Source organism: Halomonas daqiaonensis, assembly GCF_900109725.1.
In the GTDB taxonomy this organism is placed as follows: Bacteria; Pseudomonadota; Gammaproteobacteria; order Pseudomonadales; family Halomonadaceae; genus Halomonas; species Halomonas daqiaonensis.
Genome location: NZ_FOBC01000002.1, coordinates 234,305 through 255,849 on the forward strand (window position 1 = coordinate 234,305; position 21,545 = coordinate 255,849).

A 21,545-nucleotide genomic window follows, 5' to 3' on the forward strand; every position below is an offset into this window, starting at 1 on the left:
ATACATCATTTTCGACAAACAACGTAAACAGTGTCAGTTAATTTAGCATTCCACGATGATGAGTTACCGTTCAAGTCTAGCTCGGCAATATCAGACTCTAGCGCAATCACTTCAAAACCAACCGCATGAAGGACATCCAACAGCTCCTGGACTTTGTACCAATAATTATAAGGCCCCCTGTCATTCAAAAAACTTAAATTAGGTCGATTATTGTGTTTAAGCCAAGGAATTGATTGCATTTCTCGCTTAGAGAATAAAATTCTCTTTATTAAATAAAGGTATGTCAAAAAAATAAAATACTTAGGCTGTGAAAAGCGTCCATCAAAGCAAAGAAAAGAAAATATTACCACCCCGCCTTTTTTGACAATACGATAGACTTCTTTTAATGCCCTTTCCCTCTTAAAATTACTATCAATAAAGCAAATTATTTGCTGCAAGTAAACAGCCTGATCAAAACTATTATCTCCATATGGCAAGAATGAAGCATCTTGAACATAAAAAGAAATCCCTTTCCCTTGCTTTCGTTTACCTGATTACGCATAAGAGTCAGCCATCTTCAAGAACCGGTACGGCATCGGCGGCGTTCTCGCCGCCACCGTCAGAAAGCGCGGGATCATGGCCTTGAGGTCATAGCGCCGATTGAACCGATACTCGAACTCGGCCAGGTAGCGTGGGGCATGCTGCCCGCGGATGGCATGGTAAGTGCCGGTGATGGCGTTCTTGACGTTGCCCAGCAGGGTGTTGACCCAGTTGAACTCGGGGTTCTCCACACTGGCACGCCCACCCCCGGTAATGTGGCAGTCATGGACGTAGAGGGGCGTGTCGAAGGCTCGGAAACACCCGAGGCCATCGCTGATGACCTGGCTCCCGGGGGCAATGGCCTGTTGGGCGTAGCGTCGGATCTCGGTGAGGGTGAAGCCGCTCACCCGGCGAAGCTGAACACGCAGTGGGTGGCCTTCCGCATCGGTTTGTACGGCCGCCAGGAACGGTAACTTGTGCTCAGCGCCGCGCCCGCGCTTTCCCGGCCGTTCCCCGCCCAAGTAGGCATCATCCAGCTCGATGCGTCCGGAGAGCTTCTCTCCCTGGTTGCGCTCGTGCATGACCTGCAGCAGCTTGTGCTTGAGCTTCCAGGCGATGTTGTAGCTGACGCCGAGCTCCCGGGACAGCTGCAGCGCTGAGATGCCGCTCTTGCGCTGGGTCAGCAGATAGATGGCCAGAAACCAGGTGGTCAACGGCAGGTGTGTGGCATGGAAGATGGTACCGGCGGTCAGCGCGGTCTGATGATGGCAGCGATGGCACTGGTAGAGCCCCCGCGACAGCCGGCAGGCCGTGGTGTTGCCACAGTCGGGGCACACAAACCCCTTGGGCCAGCGATGCTGGAAGAGGGCTGCTTGGCATTGCGCTTCCGTGCCGTACTGCTCGAGAAACGCCGGCAACGACAGGCCGGGCTGGAACTGAATAGGATTGCGTGCCATGACGTCACCTCCTCTACTGGACATAACATCAGTATAGAAGAGACTGGCGGGATGGTGGCTGATCAACATGAGTAATCAGGTTCGTTTATTTGCTATATCAATCATGTTATCCGACAAATCAAACCCATGAAGAGATGCAAATCCCATTTTTTCCATTTCGAATAATATCCGACCTCCCCCTGTCCCTCCCTCTATTGTAGGCCCGGATTTTTCGAGATATTTTTCTATAAGCTTTCTTTCTTTTTCCTTTAGCCCTTTCAGATTCCCCCACCTTTCTAGCTCTATATTATCGAATACGTTATCTGCAGAACTCATTTCAGTGCCTCTTAACAATTCATGAGAGAGCCACACGAGAATAAATAAAATATTGAATCACCGCCGATTACTTTACACGCACCACTTAAATCTAGGCTTTGTCCGAAAAGTCTGCTCGCAGGCAACGGTCTATGCACGCTAGGCATACCATGGCCCTGAAGCTGCTGGCCAACTTGTCGTACCGCGTGCAGACCCGGCGTAGTTCTTTGACCCACCCGAAGCAGCGCTCGATGATATTCCTGTCGCGATACCGGGGCTTGTCAAAGCCCCTCGGTGCGCCAGGGCGTGCCTTGCGCTTCATTTTGCGCCTGGCAATGATGGGCTTCATCCTGTGTCTGTCGCAGTAGCGTCGAAGCGGATCACTGTCATAGCCCTTGTCCGCCACGATGAAACGGCAACGCTTGAGCGGTCTGCCTACGGGACCCGCCAGGTGAACGTGCTCCATGGTCGGGACGAAGTGGCGCGTATCCGAGTCCTGCCCCGGCGACAACGTGAAGGTCAGTGGCCAGCCATGCCGATCACATACCATGTGGATCTTGGTTGTCAGGCCGCCTCTGCTGCGTCCCAGGGCATGGTCTACGGGTTCGTGGTGCCCCCCTTTTTACCGCCTCCCGAGGCGGCTCGTGTTGCCCGGATCGAGGTCGAGTCGATCATCCACGTGTCGTGATCCATCAGACCATCCTTGCGGAGTCGCAGCTGGAGCCGAGCCAGGATGGCTTCGAAGGTGCCATCATCGCGCCACTGGCGGAAGCGGTCATAGACCGTCTTCCGAGGGCCGTAGCGTTCTGGCAAGTCACGCCACTTGGCGCCAGAACAAAGGATCCAGAAGATGCCGTTCAACACCTGACGGTCATCACGGCGCGGACGCCCCATCGTTTGGGGCGGGGAGACGATATATTCGATCAGGTCCCAACCGTAGTCGGAGATCTCGTAGCGTCCTGCCATAAGTCACCTATGCAGCTGCGACATAGGTAAAATTAGCACATTCGACTTTTCGGACAAAGCCTAGGTTTTGTTTGAGAAATTCGTACTCTGTTAGCTGATTCCGACTGCCAGGCCGATTAATGAGCTGGCATGCTAATCCCCATCGCCTCCAGCATCACTGCATTCACCTTGTGCACGTCGTATTTCTCTTCGGCTATCTCACGGGAACGATGGCCCATGCTGGCCATCAAGCCAGGATGATGGATGAACCGTTCCATGGCATCAACCAAGGCATCAACCGATTTCACCGCCACCAGGAAACCGTTATCGCCCTGCACCACCGTTTCACGACATCCGGGGGCGTCGGTAGTGATAATCGGGCGGCCCATGGCCATGGCTTCCAGCACGGTGCGCGGCGTACCTTCGCGGTAGCTGGGCAGCACATAGACGCTGGTCTCGGCGATCGTTGGGCGCACATCGTCGAGCTGGCCTAGGTACTCCACATGCCCAGCGCCCATCCACTCCTGCAGTTCGGTACGGGAGATCGAATCGGGGTTGTCATCCAGGTTCCCCACCAGCCGAAACACGGCTTGCGGATGGCGCTGACGAACGAGGGCAGCGGCCGCCACGTATTCGCGCACGCCCTTGTCTCCCAGCAGGCGGGCAATCAACAGGAAGACCGGCCCTCCTAGTGGCAGCTGTGCCACCGTAAAGTGTGCCGTATCGATGCCTGAGCCGTTGACGACCTGAGACGGCACTCGCTCGGGCAATAGTCCGAGTTCGCGAAACAGGTCACGGTCATCGGGATTCTGGAAGAACACACGGTGCGCCTGTCCTATGGCCTGGGTGTAGAGGTGGCGCACCAGGGTCAACACGGCTGCCCGCTTGCCTTTTGCCTCGCCGGTGAAGGCGTAACCCAGCCCGGTAATCAAGGCGAAACGACGCGGCACCCGTGCCAACCAAGCCGCCAGGGTAGCGTAAATCACCGGCTTGATGGTGTAGGCCAGCACTGCATCCGGACGCACTAGGCGAAAGAGCCTGTAGAGCGCTGACATGGCAGCCATATCCTTGATGGGGTTTGTACCGGTTCGCCGCAAGGGAACCTCATGGACAACCACACCCCAGGCTTCGAGCTCTCTGCGCGTCGTCTTATCCGATAGCATTCCAGGTGCCACCGCATGCACCTCCAGCCCCGCTTCCTGAAAGGCGCAAATCAATGGCCCGCGAAAATTGACAAGCGAATGAGCGAAACTTGCTACCACCATGATCCGTCGGATCGGCGCGGTAGCCTCAAGTTGTTCCATATTAGCTTTATCCATGTGGCTCACGCCATGAAGTGCACGCAGGCCTTGGCCTTTACAGACAAATATCAACGGAATCTTTGGTCAACACATACTTCAAGTAATTGAACACATGCCTGGACTTGCCACAGGAAAGGGTAGTGGCTGCCTCCAATTCGAGAAAATCGCGGTGAGCCACGACCATAATGATGGCCACATAAGAACTCGTATCGCGCTCGACCATCTGGCTCGTGCTGTACTAGCGATCGGCTTCGGTCGTCTTGATCGGTCATTTCTAAGCGCTCCGTACCGGCTGACCCGGAGAACGCCACTCAGGATTATTGACACAGTTTTCCTCCGCGGAATTTTGACAAGGCTCGACCTGTGATTTATTGCGCTCCTCGCGCAAGGCTCACGCCTTGCGCCATACAACCCGGTTTACGAAATCGGTGTAGCTGTATATAATTCGCAAGACTTTTTCCGAAACATTATCGGCTGTGTAGTCGTAGACCATGTGCAGCAACCGGGCCTCGTCGCGTGGCTGGTGCTTCAGTATCTCCAGCCCCTGCATGACCCGCTCGGGGTTCATCCCGACCATCATTACCGCGCCTTCTTCCATTCCCTCGGGGCGTTCGTGCGTTTCGCGGATGTTGAGCGCCGGGAAGTTCAGGATCGAGCTTTCCTCAGTGATGGTACCGCTGTCGGATAGCACGGCACGAGCGTTCATCTGCAGCGCGTTGTAATCGGAAAAGCCAAAAGGCTTCATCTGCTGAACGCGCGTATCCAGTTTCGCCCCGCTCTGATCGATTTTTCTGCGCGTGCGGGGGTGGGTCGACAGGATCACCGGCAGGCCGTATTTTTCAGGCAGCATGTTGATGATTCCGACCAGTCTTTCGAACTGGCGCTGGTCCTCGATGTTTTCCTCCCGGTGAGCGCTGACGACGAAATAGCCGTGCCTTTCAAGTCCCAGGCGCTGATGCACATCCGAGCTCTCGATGTGCGCGGCATAGTCGGAGAGAACCTCGCGCATGGGGCTGCCGGTGACGATGACGCGCTGTGGGTCGAGCCCTTCGCGCAGCAGGTATTCGCGGGCGATCTGGCTGTAAGTCAGGTTGATATCGGCGGTATGATCAACGATGCGCCGATTGATTTCCTCGGGCACGCGCATATCGAAGCAGCGGTTGCCGGCCTCCATGTGGAAGGTCGGGATCTTTAGCCGCTTGGCACTGATGACTGCCAGGCAGGAATTGGTGTCGCCCAGCACAAGCACAGCGTCAGGGCGATGGTCGGCCAGCACGCGAGCGGAGGCGGAGATCACCTTGCCTATGGTTTCAGCCGCTGTGTCGCCCGCCGCGTCAAGGAACACATCGGGTTTGCGCAGGCCGAGATCTTCGAAAAAGATGCCATTGAGTTCGTAGTCGTAATTCTGACCGGTATGAACGATCAAGTGATCGCAATGCCGGTCGAGCGCAGCCATGACCCGAGACAGTCGGATCAGTTCGGGCCGCGTGCCCACGATGGTGGAGACTTTGAGTTTTTTCATGGCTTGTCCTATGCTGCGCGATCAGGTCAGTCGCAAAGTGGATGCGCGACCGTATCCGGGCGGGCGCTGTCAAAAAGTTCGTTGGCCCACAGCATGCAGATCAGCTCATCCTGGCCAATATTTGTGATGTCGTGGCTCCAGCCCGGCACCGTTTCAACGACCATCGACTCTTCGCCGCGGGTTTCCAGTGCGTGGCTCTCTCCGGTGTCCATGTTGCGGAACCGGAACCGCGCGTGACCCTTGAGCACCAGGAATTTCTCGGTCTTGGCGTGGTGGTAGTGTCCGCCCCGCGTTATCCCCGACCCGGCCGTGAAGAAGCTGAATTGGCCCGAGTGCTCAGTGCGCAACATCTCTGCGAAGACGCCCCGATTGTCGCTGTGGCGGTTAACCCGATAGGCGAAATCTTCGACCGGGAGGTAGCTGACATAGGTGGCGTAGAGCCTCCGCCCTAGCCCGGTGCCGGTTTCGCCTATCGTATGCGTATGGCGAATGGAACGGTAACCGTGCAGCGTATCGGCCAGCGCCTGCAGGGTGATGCGGTACTCAGGCGCGGCAGCACTGATCTGCACCCCTTGCCCCGGCGTGTCGAGCCACGCCAGCCAGCTGTCGATCACGTCATCGATATGCACCAGACGCAATTCCGCTGAGGGGTCGCTTATTCTGATCGGTAGATCACGCGCGATATTGTGGCAGAAGGTAGCAACGACCGAGTTGTAGTTTGGCCGGCACCACTTGCCGAACACATTGACCAGCCGGCAGATGTTCACCGGCGCACCTGACGCCGCGCCGAGCCCGCGCAGGTGATCCTCAGCCGCGAGTTTGGTGCGGCCATAGGGAGTATCGCGGTCGACCTGGATGGTCGAGGCAGCGATCACCGGCACCGGCCGCTCGCGGAGCAACGCGCAAAGCTGCGCCGTAAAGCAGTCGTTAGCGAGCTCAAAGTCTTCCTTACTCTCAGGGCGGTTGGCGCCGGCGAGGTGCACGATCGCATCGGAGCGCGCCACCTTAGCGGCTATCTCCGGAGCACCGGTCGCCCGTGTAACGGCCAGCACCTCGTGATTCTGCTCGTTCAGGCGCAACACCAGGTTGCGCCCGACAAACCCCGCGGCCCCGGTTACCAGAATCCTCATGTCATACTCCCGGATCGACAGCGTCACCGGCCAACGCATTGCGGATAAAGGGTAGTTCCAGCAACAGCGTCTTCATACCCGCGACATCCAGCCGTCGCGTGTTGGCCGAGGTGTAATCATCCGTTCCGCTGATGTCGCGCTCGCCGCGTTCGACATACTTGCCATAGTTCAGGTCGCGCATGTCCGCCGGGACGCGGTAATATTCGCCCAAGTCTTCGGCACCAGCCAGTTCTTCACGCGACAGCAGCGTTTCGTGCTTCTTCTCGCCGTGGCGGGTGCCGAGAATGTAGACCGGATGATCGGGCCGCTCGAACATTTCCAGCAACGCCTGCGCCAGAACCATGATGGTAGCCGCCGGCGCCTTCTGAACCAGGATGTCACCAGAGCGGGCATTTTTATAGCCGAACAGCACCAGATCCACGGCATGATCCAGCGTCATCATGAAGCGCGTCATTTCCGGGTCGGTGACGGTCAAGGGCTCGCCCGCGAGGATCTGACGCACAAAGAGCGGGATAACCGATCCCCGCGAGGCCATGACATTGCCGTAGCGCGTGCAGCAGATCGTCATGCGGTCGGGGTCGATGGCACGGGCCTTGGCGGTCACCACCTTTTCCATCATAGCCTTCGAAGTGCCCATCGCGTTGATCGGGTAAACCGCCTTGTCGGTGGACAGGCAGATCATGCGCCGGACGCCGGCACGGTGCGAGGCGTCGATCGCGTTGGCGGTGCCCATCACGTTGGTGTGCACCGCTTCGAGGGGAAAGAACTCGCATGACGGAACCTGCTTGAGCGCGGCGGCGTGAAAGACGTAATCGACGCCATGCATGGCATCGACGAGACTGTCGCGATTGCGCACGTCGCCGAGGAAGAAATTGAGCTTGTCATTCATGTACCACTTGCGCATGTCGTCCTGCTTCTTCTCGTCACGACTGAAGATGCGGATCTCGCGCACATCGGTATCGAGGAAACGGCGCAGAACGGCATTGCCGAAACTGCCAGTGCCGCCGGTGATCATGAGCGTTACGTTATCGAGCAATTTTTTTTCCTCTCAATGTCTGCCTAGCTTCATTTGCCTTTTTATTTTAGGCGTTGCATAAATGCCTCAGCTTGAGTTTTCCATTTGTCCAGTGCGAACGGATTACTATTTGACTGTCTCACTCGCATTTCAAAATAGGTTTTTTCGTCTAAGTCCAACGCGGCGTTCAAAGATTGAGCTACGAGCTTGGCAGAATAACCTGGGACTACAATTCCGTTCACCCTATCTTTGAGAAAAAGTCCAATGTCACTGGTGAGGTTCGCAATCACTGGAACGCCAAGCGTTGAGGCTTCCATGTATTTTGTGGGGAAACCGGCACTTGCAACTCGAGTGGGCTTTCTCAAAAAGATAGAAAAATGAGCTTCGGACAAAGCGTCGAGTGCGGTTTGGTGGTCGACCTTGCCGTGAAACCTGACGCTATCACGAAGATGATTGAGGATCTCTTGCTGATTTGGGACCTCGGAAATAAACTCTTCCCTAGTAATCCCATAAACATCGAAGATGAAATCGCTTCGCGTGTCGCCAATTAAGGAAAAACCCTCGATGATCTTAGGAAGAAGATCTTTGTGCATTCCTATCCCCGGGCTACCAATATAGACAAACATTCTCACGTCCGACCGCCGCGGCGACCGATCACGTCTCTTTTCCCAACGATCCTCAGTCAAATCGACAACGAAGGGCAGAACAAGAGTGTTTCTAGCCTTTACGCGCTTCGTAAGCCATGAAGATGTGCAAATCACATTCCCTACCTTACAAGACAAAATACGCATTCGCAGTTCAGTGTTGAAAATACGCAGCAAGTTCCGGGCAATCTTACGGCCTTCCCATCCGTACCATTCTGTCAGGTCAAGTCCGACCGGAACTTTTCTAACGGCACAGGCGCGCATTACGGACATCAAGCCAAATGACGGATAATTGTAGAGAAGGACAACAGCCACGTTAGCTGCACCAAGGCGCCGCACCACCTCATCGACGGAAGACCCGTCTGTGACATAGTTGCAGGCAAGGGATTCTGGCCAGGGCTTTCGAATGTCACGTGCTGGCATACCGCTTATTTCGATCAAATGCAGGTCTTCCGGCCTCTCCGGTGCAATGCGTAACTTCCCAAGAATTAGAGGATTGTATCCGATACTCTTGACCAGCTTGGCCAAGCCGACGGCTCTAATAGCAGACGCCGTGCGATCTGGAAGGCCGAAACCTCCAGCGAGAATGACCCATTGTTTGGCATGCGGATAGGCGGCCATTATTTTACACTCTCCACAACTGCTCGGCGCGCCCGATAAATCAGACCGCCCAAGGTTTCGGCGTAGGTCTCGAATGCGAAGGCCAGCTCCGCCTGTGTCCGCGCACCTTCGCGCAACGCTTGTCGCTGCCCGGCGTCCAGCCTCAAAACACGGTCTAGCGTGTGCTTGAGCGCCTCGGGTGCCAGCGCAGGGCAGATGAATCCGTTTTCCCCATCGCGTAGGTGATCTGCCAAATCGCTTGTCAAGTTTGTGATCACCGGAGTTCCCAGGGCCAGACTTTCGACAAACTTGGTGGGAAAACCGTTGGTCGAGACCCTGTTCACACGGCGCAGGAACACCGTGAAATCGGCTTTCCCCACAACCTCCATGGACCGCCCGTGAGCCACGCGGCCATGGACCCGCAGGCAGGCAGGCAGCCCAGCCCGCTCCGCCCGTAGCGGCGCGCGCTTTAGCAGTTCCACCTCGGATAGGCCGACCACGTCAAGCACCAAGTTCGCGCCGCGCCGGTGCAACGCCATCACCGCCTCCAACACCAGGTCGAGCAGGTCTTTATTCCCGGGCGAACCTGCGTAGGCCAGCCGCAGCGGGCCGCTGGGGTCGGGCGCCTGCGGCGCGGCGATGATCTCGGCGGGGTCGAATAGGGGCGGCACACGCCCCACAGGCAGACCGCGCCCGGCATAGTAGGTCTCGAGCGCCCGGCTGATAGCGATAACCCCATCGAGCCGGGGGATAAGCACCCGCATCGCAAGTTCCGTGTTCCACAGATAGGGTGAGGCAAGAAAGCCGAACACCGTCTCAGCGGTGTACCACTCGACCGCGTCGAACAGCAACGGCACATCGACGCGCCGAGCCCAGGCCCCAAGTTGCAGCAGATAGGGCGTGTAGCCGGAATAGACAATCACCGCCGCCGGCGGCACCGCATAGGCGTCGAGCCAGCGCCGGCTGCGCGCGCCCATCAGCGCATAGCGGGCATGGCGCAGCACCTTGGAAAGGTGTTCCGAGTCGCGCTCGTTGACGCTGACGCACCGGATACCTGGTGCGACGTCGAACATCTCGCCCCAAGGCCCGACTGGCTGGCCCGACACGATGATCACATCGTACCCCGCAGCCACGAGTGCTTTGGCATTGCCGACAATCCGTCGCGCCGCCGCGCCACCCTCAGGAAAGGCGACGGGACCAACATAGGCGATCCAGGGGCGTGCAATACTCATGCGTGTCTACGCCGCCCCGGCAGCGCCCCCCTCACGGCACGCCGACAGAGGTCACGCTCGGACTGTGTCGCAGCAAGGCCGAGCATCGCTACCAGGTAGGCGGCAGCAAACAGCATCGACCCCATCACCAGCCCAATCCACCCGGCGGGCAGATAGGACGCACCCACCAGCCCCACGGCCACCAACCCCGCAAAGGCAGGAAAGATACCGCGCCAGGTCTCGCGCCAGTAGCGGCCCATCTTTATCCCTACCCGGCGCTGCAGTAGAATCGCGATGACAAGATATCCGGCGATTACGGCCAGCCCGGTGCTGGCGGCGGCACCGCTGACTCCCCAGATTTTAAGCAGCACGACGGTCAGCGGAATGTTCAGCGCCGCCATTCCCAGCGTGATAGCTGACTTGTACCAATAAAGCCCTTTGACCTGCAGCACGATGTTCCGGACATTGCCAGTCAGCTCCAGCGCATAGGGCACCAGCACCAACAGCATCACCGGGTAGGAGGCGGCGAACTCCGCGCCCAGCCAGAGCGTGAGAAACTGCTCGCCGAATACGATCAACCCGCCGAGTATCATCAGCAGTACCAGCGCCTGCGCCCGAGAAATGCGTATCATCAGATCCGTCAGGGTTTCAGCATCGGCCCCGGCATCTATTCGGCGCACAATCTCAGGCGTCATGATGCGCGAGATCGCCGTCGCGAAGCTCATAAAATATTTGTTGAACGTCACGCCGATCGCGTAAACGGCCACCGGTGCGGCCCCCAGAAGCGCCCCGATCAGGATAGCGTCGAACTTCCAGAAGATCGCTTCCGCGACGATCACCAAGAGGATCGGTGCGGCATATCCCCCGACGCTACGTAGCTCGTCCAGAGCTGGCCACGCAAGTCGTACCCGCACCTCGATCCGCAGAACGGCAAAGCCCAGCCGCAGGAGTGCCTGCAGGGCCGTAAAACTTGCCGTCACGAGAACGACTTCGACCGGCCCGTATCCGGCCAGGAGCACCGCCACCAGGGCCAGCGTCGTTACGAGGGTCGACGCAATCTCGAGCCCGCGAAGGAAAACAAAGGACTCGGTCGCGGAGAGCAGCGCTCCAAACGGATTGAGCGCGACCAGCACGGCGGTCCCGCTGCCTATGTAAAGGAACATCACACGGAGCATCTCGACCTGCCTGGGGGTATTGCTGGCTCCGAAAACTGGCTCGGCCAGAGTCGAGAAACCAACCGCCGCCAGCAGAACGAGTCCGGCAAGCACGGCGTATAGACTCAGCATGCGGCCGAGGAAGGCATCGCGCTTTTCGCGATCGTTCTCATGCGCCACAAAAAACCGGAGAATCGCATCGTTCATTCCGAAATCGAGGATCATGAGATAGGCGGCCATTGCTCCAGCCAGTGCGAAAAGGCCGTAGCCCTCGGTCCCCAGCGACGACAGCATGAATGGCGTGAAGAGCAGCGTGACCACCAGCTTGACCAGGATCAGCAGGTAGGAAAGCATGGCGCCGGACATGCGCTGATTCATGGTGCCACTTTCCGGCGGCAGACCAGCGCCTCTAGATGGTCCAGCTTGGCGGCATCATCAAGAAGTGCAGCGGGATAGCCACCATCCGCTAGACGTGCTCTCAGTTCAGTGTCGGTCAGAAGACGTGCCATCGCTGCCACGATCGCGTTCTCGTCCTGCTCCACGACGACACCGTTGACCCCGTCTTCGAGCTGCTCGTCGATGCCTGAAACCTGCGTCGCGATCACGGGCTTACCCAGAACACGAGCCTCGTTCACAACGCCGCACAACCCTTCATAATGCGACAGCATCGCTACCAGGTCGGCGGCGCGATAGGCTGGAAACGGGTTGTCGAGCCGACCAAGCAAGATCATCCGCGCACTCATTCCGTGCCGATCTATCTCATGCTCGAGCAGAGGCCGGTCAGGGCCTTCACCCGCGACATACCAGTGAAACGAAACTTCCGCCTCGGCGAGCGCACGGCAGACGCGAACCATCCGTGTCAGCCCCTTAGCATGCTCGCTAAGACGACAGACGCTCAGAACGACGGGGACCCCGTCCTGTGGCGGCGGAAAAGGCGGCTTGGCTTCTTTCGCCCGCGCGTGCATCTCGTCGGAGTTGAGGATGTTGTAGATCACAACGGCCTTGTCAGCTGCCTCGGGTACGGCGGCCAGAAACGATGCACGCGCTACCTTAGAAACGCAGATGAACAGGTCTGTATTGGTCGTTGCGCGACGCAGCGACCGAGCAACCGATCCGGTTGGATCAGCCCCCGACAGGTCACTGCGGATCCATCGCATCTTAGTATCTGCGCGAACAAGGTACTCAATGATCAATCTGGGATAGCCCATCACGAGCACTCCAGCCGCGTCGAAACGATCAAGTAGTAGGCGTAGTAGCGAGGGAAACCCAGCGAGAATGCAGACGACCCGGAGGCACTGCCGAAGCGCTCTGCGTCGAAGCGTGGATCGAGGACCAGTAGAATTGCCAGAGATGCCAGAGTAGAGACATGGCCTCAGGGCGAGACACCTGACCCTGTCATCAAGAATGGCGAAGGCCCCCCTTTCTCCCCGATTGAATGTTACTAGAGTAACATCATGCCCTCGACAAATCAGAGCGTTCATCATCCTAGCAGACGACATCTCCGCACCGCCAAGATCGAAGTTCTTTGCGAGAAAAATGAAACGCATCACCAATAGCATCCTTGTTCAATAAGTTCTGCACCTGCAGGGACGTCTGTTTCTGAAGGCCTTACCCAATGAGTGTTGTAGAGCTTGGAGATGATGGGATGATTGTCCCAACGCCGTCCCTTTATCCCGAAGAGGATCTGCAGGGCACCGCCCATGTGGATCGCCTGCTTACCGAATGCTTTGGCACGGGCTGCCAAGGGAAAACCATAGGCACCTGCACCAACAAGTACTACATCAAATGGTACGGCAGCCATCGCTTCCGTCATGTGATCGAGTGCCTCGAACCAAGATGAAAAAGGGACCCGAGTATTGGCGATGCTCTGTACCGCAGGGATCGTGGACAGCTGGAACTCTGGCAGAACATCCTCACGTTCGAAGAGCTCTCTACGATTGGAAAACTGGATTTTTATCAGATCCGCCAGTGGGTGAATGACTAGCACATGCTTGCCAGAAAGAGCACGACCCCAACTGACCTGAGTATAATACGGCTCTAATGCCCGAAGATCCACCACTTCCGCGGGAAGGGCGCGGTTAGCGATGAGAAATTGCGGATGCCCCAACATGCCCAACAAGTCTGCGCTGGAGACACAGTTAAACATCAGTTCCACAAAACACTGAACTGCCTCTTGTCTTGGGGGAAAAAATCCTGCGTTTATGTTCAAAGTCTGCACGGTGCGCTGCGAAAATTGGCGCCGCAAGCCAAACTCTATCTCCATCGCTTCGTATAGCGCGGCAAGTTCGCTGGTTCCGATGCGCCCCGCAAAAAACGGGTCACTTCCCGCCAAATGTCCTTCAATTAGGGCTGACCCATTACTCAGCGAGAGCACGTCACGGCCGGCGATCTTCCTCGGCTTGACTCGCACGCCTGTCAAGCGTTCCCACAATGCTGATGAGTTACGAACGGCCAGAAAGCGTGTGTATGCCAAACTATTCAGTGAGAGAGTCATCATGTTGCTGTCTGCTCGGTGCGCTGCAAGGCAAAGCGGATGGAGCCACGGAGCGCAAATACCAACCGATATCCATAAGCCCAAGGCGGATCCCTAACAGAGTCATCCTCATCAAGAACAGCGTTGTTTTTATAACAGGTTAGGCACGGAAAAAAACGGTCAAAATCCAGCATAAGCATAAGATCCCGGTCAAGGCTTTCGATATCAATGTTAATAAATTCGATCGGACCTAACTCGTGCATTAGGGCATTTATAGATAAAGATGAAATGGCTTCAGCATTATAGGTGAGTGAACTATTTTTTACTCTATATTGGGCAACTTCTTCTCTATGTTGGGCAACTTCACAGCTCAGTGTATCAAGAGCGGACAAAGGGTTTTCAAAGAAATAGGCTTTCCTGATCACGCATAATAGTCAGCCATCTTCAGGAACCGGTACGGCATCGGCGGCGTTCTCGCCGCCACCGTCAGAAATCGCGGGATCATGGCCTTGAGGTCATAGCGTCGATTGAAGCGGTACTCGAATTCGGCCAGGTAGCGTGGGGCATGCTGGCCGCGGATGGCATGGTAAGTGCCGGTGATCGCGTTCTTGACGTTGCCGAGCAGGGTGTTGACCCAGTTGAACTCTGGGTTTGCCATGCTGGTACGTCCACCCCCGGTGATGTGGCGCTCATGAACGTAGGTGGGGGTATCGAAGGCGCGGAAGCATCCGAGGCCGTCGCTGATGACCTGGCTGCCAGGCGCAATGGCCTGTTGGGCGTAGCGACGCATCTCGGCAAGGGTAAAGCCGCTGACACGGCGAAGCTGAACACGCAGGGGGTGGCCTTCCTCATCGGTTTGTACGGCCGCCACGAACGGGAACTTGTGCTCAGCGCCGCGCCCGCGCTTTCCCGGCCGTTCGCCGCCCAGGTAGGCGTCATCCAACTCGATGCGTCCGGAGAGCCTCTCTCCCTGGTTGCGTTCGTGCATGACCTGCAGCAGCTTGTGCTTGAGCTTCCAGGCGGTGTTGTAGCTGACGCCGAGCTCCCGAGACAGCTGCAGCGCCGAGATGCCGCTCTTGCGCTGGGTCAGCAGATAGATGGCCAGAAACCAGGTGGTCAACGGCAGGTGCGTGGCATGGAAGATGGTACCGGCGGTCAGCGAGGTCTGGTGGTGGCAGCGATAGCACTGGTAGAGCCCCCGCGACAGCCGGCAGCCCGTGGTGTTGCCACAATCGGGGCACACGAACCCTCTGGGCCAGCGATGCTGGAAGAGGGCTGCCTGGCATTGCGCTTCCGTGCCGTACTGCTCGAGAAACACCGGCAACGACAGGCCGGGCTGAAACTGGATAGGGTTGCGTGCCATGACGTCGGCTCCTATACTGGATATAACCTCAGTATAGGACAAGCTGGCGGGATGGTGGCTGATCAACATGAGTAATCAGGTAGGCTTTTGCCGTGTCTTGATCTGAACTGCCCAAGATCGCGGCCTAAACATACATGACCTTGCCTGCGCGAAACCGCTTCATCTCGTCGATCTTGTATGTGCTTATATCAACCGCGACACCATACCAGCCAGCCTTATGCAGTAGGTAGATATTTGAGATCGATTTTGGACGATAGGAACCAATGCCAAAGTAGCGGCCACCCTGCAGATTTTTCAGATAGAACATGCAAAAAATCCTCGTCCTTTTGTGAACAAGAACGGCGCCTTGGAAGAGACGTCAAGTATAGAGAAACTAGCCGCAATGGTAGGACCAGCGTGATTTGATACATTTCATCCAGGATACGAGAAATAAATGATACCGAAATTATATTCTCCATGCACTTGGTGCTCGGCCCCGCCAATGTTCAGTAACGGAAAGCTGAAAAGGCCACGCTTTTTCATTTATCGGAAACTGCGGGCCTTGCTACGCAAATAACTTGTGACACGGTTCTGTCGATACGTGACCATATCCGCGATGCTGCGTGAAATCCTCCGGGCCCAAAGCAGCGATAAATAGTGCGCCACTTTGGTGGCCACCGATGCTGTACTTCACGTGCTTCAAGAACCTCAAAGCCCGCAAGTTTAACAACATTTCCAAGGTTCGCTGCACTCCAGGAGAACAAGTGAAAATCTCGATCGTTTTCGCGAAAAGCAAAATCAGCTCGATGACAAGGGACGACGATGACGAGAGTTCCGTCTGGGCGGATCACGCGGCGCATCTTGCGTATGACTGACACCGGGTCCTCAACATGCTCAAGGCAATGATTCGAAACGATAAAATCTATGGATGCATCGTCAAAAGCGTCAATGCTTTCTTCGATTCGGAAGCCACGTGCTTGCGCGGCGTCTCGGGCATGCGGATTTACTTCGACACCGTTTTTACCACCCAGGGCCTCCAAAAGTGCGCCATCACCGCACCCAAAGTCCAATATATCCTGATCACGACGGACAAGTGATTGGAATTTCCATGCGTTGATGGCACCACGCAAATCCCCGTCGCGCGACTGATCACGGAAATATTCCAAATCGTAGTGCTGGCACGCGTCCGAATAGTTGGTGTCCTGCTTGTTCCAACGAGACATGGCAATTCCTGTTTTCAGTGTTCGAAATTTTACACGCACCCCACGCAGGGTGCGCTTGATCCATGGACCACCATAGATCTGTGCCACCCGACGCAGGATGGCGGGGTCTTCGGCCACATGTTCCAGACGGTAGGGGCGCGCCGCGGTCAGGGCACAGGCGTTCACATCCTGCCCCTGACGAGTATGCACGCCGCTGTCGTCGAAGCCGATATTGCGCACCCGGTTATGCACCGGGTAGATCGTGTGCCACCCGGCCAGGCATTGCCATAGTCCGAAACGGATCGACCAGGAATCGATCCTGCCTTCGAGCTGCCGGCGCAGCCGGTCAAGCCGGTCGTTGCCGGCCGCGTTGAACCGGCGCCGCAGCGCGTGCTCATTTAACAGCTGAGCGGCGCCGCGCGCGTCCCAATCCACCGCGCGCCAACGGTCGGCCCAGGTGGCCCAGCCATGGCTGCAATTGCGCGGCAGGGCCATCACATCATGGGCATAGCCGGGCGGCGGGGCTGGCAACGGCGAGAAGCCGGTCACCGAGCCGACGCGCGAGTCGTCGCGGTAGAAATCCAAGCAGTCGTTCATGAAACGCAGGAAATCGGGGGCTACCAGTAGATCATCCTCGACGACGATCGCCTTGCCGGCTTCCTCCATCACCCGGCTCACGCCGGTGATGATTGACAGCGCCAGCCCTATATTTATGTCGGATGTTTCCACCCGCACCGATGCGAACCGCGCATGCCAGGCCGGGTTGCGCGCCACCGCGCGCGCGGCGTCGATTGGGACCGGGTCAGCACCCGGCTTGAATCCGTCGCAGAAGATCCACAAATCGCTGTCACGCGCGTCCTCGGCCCGTGCCAGGTGATCCAGCGTCTGGCGCAGGTGATCAGGCCGGTTATAGGCAAAGACAATGATCGGGGCATTCGTGCTCATGCCTGCCCTCCACTCGCGTCGGCCATGATCGCTTCGTAGGTGGCGACGAGATCGTCAAGGTTGCGCTCGGGGTCGTGCGTTTCTAGCGCCCGGGCGCGGGCCGCTTGCCCGAGTCGCGCAGCGAGCACCGAGTCCTCGAAGATACGGCGGACCTGGAAGGCCAGCATCACCGGGTCGTCGGCGCGATAGAACAGCGCCTCGATCTCGTCGCGGGCCATGGATGGCGCGCCCCCGGCATAGGCCGACACGGTCGGAACGCCCATGATCATCGCCTCGCCCAGCGTGTTGGGGCTGTTTTCGATGATCGAGGCCATCAGACAGACATGCGACCGCGCCATACGGTCGGCCATCTCGGGCCCCGACAGAACGCCGGTAAAATGAACCCGGTCCTCAAGATCCAGCTTGCGCACAAGATGCAGCAGGTAGACCGGGTAACCGACATGCCGCTTGAGCGAACGCCACGCAAAGCAGCGCGGGTCCTCGCCCGCGATGTAGAGCCGGGCATCGGGGAAGTCGCGTACCAGCAGCGACAGTGCTTGCACGGCGACATGCGCGCCCTTGCGCGGCGACGCCGCGTTGCCGATAAAAATCGAGCCGGGCTCCGCGGCATCGGCTTGCCATTGCCGAGTGTAGAAAACATCACGCAAAATGCGTGCGCAATGGTGATAGCGCGCCTCCGGTGCCAGCGCCTTTGCTTGAGCACGGTCCCACAGAGTCCGGCCGGAAACATGGTCCGCCATCCGCATCGCGGAGCACTCCGACGCCAGCCGCGGTAGGAACCGCAAGTGGCGCTGCGTCAGAAGGGCAAGCGCCGTCAGCATCAGCCACGGTCGCAGCGGATTTAACATCGCCACGATCGGCAACCGTCCCAGCTCATAACGAGCGTAGCCATTCAATACCCCTTGCATCGACAGCAGGCCAGGCCCCATCCAACTCGACAGAAAGCGGCGCGCGTGGCGCATCTCGGCACCTTCGACATGCAGGATGTCGGGACGGAACTCGGATAGCACCCGCTCGACATCAGCCTGCGCCACGTCAAAACGGTCGCGCTGCTGCGGCAAGGCGAAGTGAATGATTCCATTCTTCTCGACCCGACGGAATTTCCGCGACTCGGAGCGCATGGCGACGCCAATCTCGAAGCGCGGAAGGCCCGCCAAGCGATCGGTCATCAGCGAGAGCCAGCCGCCGAACGGCGTGGGAGTGAGGCCGAGGTCGGGCGCCACCGCCGGCAGATCGACATTCGACGTCCAGAGCACCCGGATCGGTTGGTCAGTCACACAGAACCCCGTAGGTTTTCCAGGAATAATAGCGCCTCGGCCTGCCACTGGAGCATGTCAACCGGGTTCTCGGCGCGGCAGCGTGCCACCATGGCTGCCCGCTGCGCAGGCGTCATGGTCACGGCCCGGTGCAGCGCTTCCTCGATGCCGGCCTTGTCAAAACCGGGGCAAGAATACCGTTCTCGCCGTCACGCAAATACAAGGGAATATCGCTGGTAGGATTCGAGATGACCGGCACGCCCAGCGTCGCCGTCTTGACGTATTTTCCGGGAACTCAGTAATAACTTGCGCACGGACGCCTCGCGACTGACTGCACAATGACACGGCAGGTCATACCCGTAATCGTGACGCCCTAGCGGCCGCGCACTGACACCGACACATCGCGGAACTTGCCTATGACGAGCACCCGGTAAACTAGGCTCTGTATCATCTTTCCAAGGCCAAGCGGAAGCACCGCCGGCGCCCCACTGTGTCGAGCCCGCAGCCACCGTGGACAATGATCAGGTCACGCATGCGCGACCACCTCGTCACGCGGGCTTTGCTGCGCCCTGTTGGCGCTAAGGATATGAAGCGATACTGGGAACATAATGTAGAGCATGAGCCCCGCCGCTGCGAACCCGTTATTCATACCGAAAATTACCGCCACGGCTGCAAGCATCGACAGCCCAACACCGAAATACCGCTTGTTACTGCACATGACCCTGACAGCGGGAAAAGTCACGAGATAAACGAAGACACTGCCGAAAAACACACCCCAACGGGCGAAATTGTCGAGAATTGCCGAATGCTTCCCAGTGTTGTCGAAGCTCAGCACCCCGATCAGCGGATTTTCGACGAATAGCCGCAGGCTTCGCATGTAACGTTGGATCCGATCAGCGGCAGTTCCCACGGCATCGCCCTGCTGAAATGAGGCAAGCACGTCCCGAATCTTATTGACGAAATTCGTACCCTCTGCTAAGGGAAGGAGCGCGGACAGTGTGACATCAAGGATCGGCCGGGCGAGAATCGAGAAAAAGAGCGTCGCGAAAACCGTGATCAGAAGCCGCGTTGCAGTGAAGCTCTTGAGGAAGGTCACCGATAACAGGATGCCGGCCAGCGCGATCACCGCGAGCGAGAAACCCGCGGTCAGAACCAGTGCCACACCCATAGCGAGATTCAGGACCACCAGCGCTAGGGAGATGCGTGGCAGAACGTGCAATGGTTGCGGTAGCGCATCACCGCGCAGCGTACGCGGGTTGTTCACCATTCCGATCAAAGCGGGAATCAGTAGCAGGGTGCCGTAGACCAGCGTATACCCGCCCACACCCTGCAGGGACAGTTCCAGCGCCTCAGGACTGGAGCGCACGATAATGCGCGCGGCATGGTCGTTAACCGTCACGATTGTCTGTATGGTAATGAACAGCCAGACAGGATAAACCGCCAGTACCAGCCAAAATATCGACACGAGGCTTTTCAGATCGTTCTGCCGGCTCTGCCAGACAACCAAGAAGAACAGCATGATCCAGATTTGAGTATTTCTGACCACCCCCTCAACACCGGACAACATCAATTCGTTAAGTCCGGTGTAACCGATGAAAAGAAGCGTCATCAGCACCGGTAGGGTGATCCGACGAGCCAGCCCGTCATGACGTAGAATTTCCAGCACCATCCAGATCACGGTGGCCATTACCACAAGCAACCGCGCCGAGCCGCTGACAAAAAGCGGAGGCGAAATCGTCCAGATTGCGATATAGGCTACCGCAAAGTTTTGAAGCCGCTTGGCACTCACAGGATGCAATTACCCTGACGATCCCAGTCGAAGGGATAGCGATTACTGTCACCTATCCCGACCAAGGATCCTAGTTTGCCAACGTAAGTCAGCTTGTCGACGTTGACCACGCGGTCGTCAGTGTTGGCGATGATGTGGCGTATCACGGCCGAGCCGATGAAGCCCGCGCCGCCGGTGATGAGCAGTTTCATGGGTATCCGTGAGTCGGGAGTTCAGACGTCGTAGTAGTCGCGGTACCAGGCGACGAAGTTGGCCACGCCTTCCTTGAAGGGGGTGGCGGGCTTGTAGCCGACGGCGTGTTCCAGCTTGGTGGAGTCGGCGTAGGTGTCGGGAACATCGCCGAGTTGCAGGGGCAGCAGCTCCTTGATGGCCTGTTTGCCCAGGGCGTCTTCGATGGCTTCGATGTAGGCGGAAAGCTTCACCGGGTTGTTGTTGCCGATGTTGAAGATGCGGTACGGGGCGTTGCTGGTGGCCGGGTCGGGGGTGTCGCTGTTCCACTCGGGGTTGGGGGCGGCGATGTCGTCGCTTGCCCGGATCACCCCTTCGACAATGTCGTCGACGTAGGTGAAATCGCGGGTATGGTTGCCGTGGTTGAATACCGGGATGGGCTCGCCGGCAAGCGTCCTTTTCGTGAACAGGAACAGCGCCATGTCCGGCCGACCCCAGGGACCGTAGACGGTGAAGAAGCGCAGCCCGGTAGTGGGCAGGCGGAACAGGTGGCTGTAGCTGTGCGCCATCAGCTCGTTGGCCTTCTTGGTGGCAGCGTAGAACTGCAGCGGATGATTGACGCTCTCGGGCTCGGAGAATGGCATGCGGGTGTTGGCGCCGTAGACGCTGCTGGTGCTGGCGTAGGTAAGGTGCTCTACCTTATGGTGCCGGCACGCCTCGAGGATGTTGGTAAAGGCGACCACGTTGCTTTCCACGTAGGCGTGGGGGTTTTCCAGTGAGTAACGCACCCCGGCCTGGGCGGCCAGGTGGATCACGCGCTCGGGCCGGTGCTCGCGGAGGGCCTCGTTCACCGCTTGCAGATCGGCCAGGTTGGCGGGATGAAGGTATAGGCGCTGCCGGTGCGCGAAGCGGTCTCTTCCAGGATCGCCAGGCGGGCTTCCTTGATGACGGGGTCATAGTAGTCGTTGACCACGTCGAAGCCGACCACGCTGTCGCCGCGCTCGAGCAGGCGCCTGGCGGTGTGAAAGCCGATGAAGCCGGCGTTGCCTGTTACCAGAATCTTCATTTGAAAAAAGGTT

20 protein-coding genes and 2 pseudogenes are annotated in these 21,545 nt (G+C 57.8%); all 22 read right to left on the bottom strand.

What is annotated here, in order from left to right:
• Positions 1-5: 5 nt before the first annotated feature.
• Positions 6-512: pseudogene (locus BMY30_RS02430) on the bottom strand (class I SAM-dependent methyltransferase); the annotation flags it as partial.
• Positions 513-533: 21 nt separating this feature from the next.
• The gene (locus tag BMY30_RS02435; protein ID WP_089710237.1) at positions 534-1,475 is read right to left on the bottom strand and encodes an IS1595 family transposase; all 942 of its coding nucleotides are present in this window, start codon (positions 1,473-1,475) and stop codon (positions 534-536) included.
• A 75-nt stretch (positions 1,476-1,550) separates the two neighbouring features.
• The gene (locus BMY30_RS17505) at positions 1,551-1,790 is read right to left on the bottom strand and encodes a class I SAM-dependent methyltransferase (RefSeq protein WP_139195457.1); all 240 of its coding nucleotides are present in this window, start codon (positions 1,788-1,790) and stop codon (positions 1,551-1,553) included.
• Between the two features lie 91 nt (positions 1,791-1,881).
• Positions 1,882-2,735, bottom strand: a protein-coding gene (locus BMY30_RS02440) for an IS5 family transposase (protein WP_089710239.1) whose coding sequence is annotated in 2 segments (ribosomal slippage) — positions 1,882-2,379 and positions 2,382-2,735 — 852 coding nt in all. Because the reading frame shifts where the segments join, the coding sequence is not laid out codon by codon here.
• Positions 2,736-2,851: 116 nt separating this feature from the next.
• Positions 2,852-4,033 (bottom strand): glycosyltransferase family 4 protein, encoded by a 1,182-nt coding sequence (locus tag BMY30_RS02445; protein WP_342027772.1) that lies wholly within the window; start codon positions 4,031-4,033, stop codon positions 2,852-2,854.
• 373 nt (positions 4,034-4,406) lie between these two features.
• Positions 4,407-5,537, bottom strand: a complete 1,131-nt coding sequence (wecB, locus tag BMY30_RS02450; protein ID WP_089710241.1) for a non-hydrolyzing UDP-N-acetylglucosamine 2-epimerase — start codon at positions 5,535-5,537, stop codon at positions 4,407-4,409.
• A 26-nt stretch (positions 5,538-5,563) separates the two neighbouring features.
• Complete coding sequence (locus BMY30_RS02455) at positions 5,564-6,667, bottom strand: polysaccharide biosynthesis C-terminal domain-containing protein (protein ID WP_089710243.1); 1,104 nt, start codon at positions 6,665-6,667, stop codon at positions 5,564-5,566.
• A 1-nt stretch (position 6,668) separates the two neighbouring features.
• Positions 6,669-7,703: a polysaccharide biosynthesis protein gene (locus tag BMY30_RS02460; protein ID WP_089710245.1), complete on the bottom strand. Its 1,035-nt coding sequence runs from the start codon at positions 7,701-7,703 to the stop codon at positions 6,669-6,671.
• A gap of 41 nt (positions 7,704-7,744) precedes the next feature.
• Positions 7,745-8,947 (bottom strand): glycosyltransferase, encoded by a 1,203-nt coding sequence (locus BMY30_RS02465; protein WP_089710247.1) that lies wholly within the window; start codon positions 8,945-8,947, stop codon positions 7,745-7,747.
• The gene (locus BMY30_RS02470) at positions 8,947-10,158 is read right to left on the bottom strand and encodes a glycosyltransferase (protein WP_089710249.1); all 1,212 of its coding nucleotides are present in this window, start codon (positions 10,156-10,158) and stop codon (positions 8,947-8,949) included. Before BMY30_RS02470 ends, BMY30_RS02465 begins: the two co-directional genes overlap by 1 nt.
• Positions 10,155-11,669 (bottom strand): lipopolysaccharide biosynthesis protein, encoded by a 1,515-nt coding sequence (locus BMY30_RS02475; RefSeq protein ID WP_089710251.1) that lies wholly within the window; start codon positions 11,667-11,669, stop codon positions 10,155-10,157. The genes BMY30_RS02470 and BMY30_RS02475 overlap by 4 nt, the downstream gene beginning before the upstream one ends.
• A complete protein-coding gene (locus tag BMY30_RS02480; protein WP_089710252.1) occupies positions 11,666-12,850 on the bottom strand; it encodes a glycosyltransferase in 1,185 nt (394 codons plus the stop codon). The genes BMY30_RS02475 and BMY30_RS02480 overlap by 4 nt, the downstream gene beginning before the upstream one ends.
• Positions 12,838-13,788, bottom strand: coding sequence for a hypothetical protein (locus BMY30_RS02485; protein WP_139195458.1), 951 nt, complete (start codon positions 13,786-13,788; stop codon positions 12,838-12,840). Before BMY30_RS02485 ends, BMY30_RS02480 begins: the two co-directional genes overlap by 13 nt.
• Positions 13,785-14,189, bottom strand: a complete 405-nt coding sequence (locus BMY30_RS17510) for a hypothetical protein (RefSeq protein ID WP_139195459.1) — start codon at positions 14,187-14,189, stop codon at positions 13,785-13,787. Before BMY30_RS17510 ends, BMY30_RS02485 begins: the two co-directional genes overlap by 4 nt.
• Positions 14,186-15,127 carry an IS1595 family transposase gene (locus BMY30_RS02490; protein WP_089710256.1) on the bottom strand — a complete coding sequence of 314 codons (942 nt, stop codon included), beginning with the start codon at positions 15,125-15,127 and terminating at the stop codon, positions 14,186-14,188. The genes BMY30_RS17510 and BMY30_RS02490 overlap by 4 nt, the downstream gene beginning before the upstream one ends.
• Positions 15,128-15,251: 124 nt before the next feature.
• Positions 15,252-15,434, bottom strand: coding sequence for a hypothetical protein (locus BMY30_RS02495; protein WP_089710258.1), 183 nt, complete (start codon positions 15,432-15,434; stop codon positions 15,252-15,254).
• 211 nt (positions 15,435-15,645) lie between these two features.
• On the bottom strand, positions 15,646-17,253 hold the full coding sequence (locus tag BMY30_RS02500; RefSeq protein ID WP_089710260.1) for a methyltransferase domain-containing protein: 1,608 nt from the start codon (positions 17,251-17,253) through the stop codon (positions 15,646-15,648).
• Positions 17,250-18,530, bottom strand: a complete 1,281-nt coding sequence (locus BMY30_RS02505; protein WP_089710262.1) for a glycosyltransferase family 4 protein — start codon at positions 18,528-18,530, stop codon at positions 17,250-17,252. The genes BMY30_RS02500 and BMY30_RS02505 overlap by 4 nt, the downstream gene beginning before the upstream one ends.
• 505 nt (positions 18,531-19,035) lie before the next feature.
• Complete coding sequence (locus BMY30_RS02510) at positions 19,036-20,298, bottom strand: hypothetical protein (RefSeq protein ID WP_089710263.1); 1,263 nt, start codon at positions 20,296-20,298, stop codon at positions 19,036-19,038.
• Between the two features lie 26 nt (positions 20,299-20,324).
• Positions 20,325-20,489, bottom strand: a pseudogene (locus BMY30_RS02515) (NAD-dependent epimerase/dehydratase family protein); the annotation flags it as partial.
• A 21-nt stretch (positions 20,490-20,510) separates the two neighbouring features.
• Positions 20,511-21,317, bottom strand: coding sequence for an NAD-dependent epimerase/dehydratase family protein (locus tag BMY30_RS02520; protein WP_280140862.1), 807 nt, complete (start codon positions 21,315-21,317; stop codon positions 20,511-20,513).
• Positions 21,314-21,532: an NAD-dependent epimerase/dehydratase family protein gene (locus tag BMY30_RS18265; protein WP_280140863.1), complete on the bottom strand. Its 219-nt coding sequence runs from the start codon at positions 21,530-21,532 to the stop codon at positions 21,314-21,316. The genes BMY30_RS02520 and BMY30_RS18265 overlap by 4 nt, the downstream gene beginning before the upstream one ends.
• Positions 21,533-21,545 lie beyond the last annotated feature (13 nt).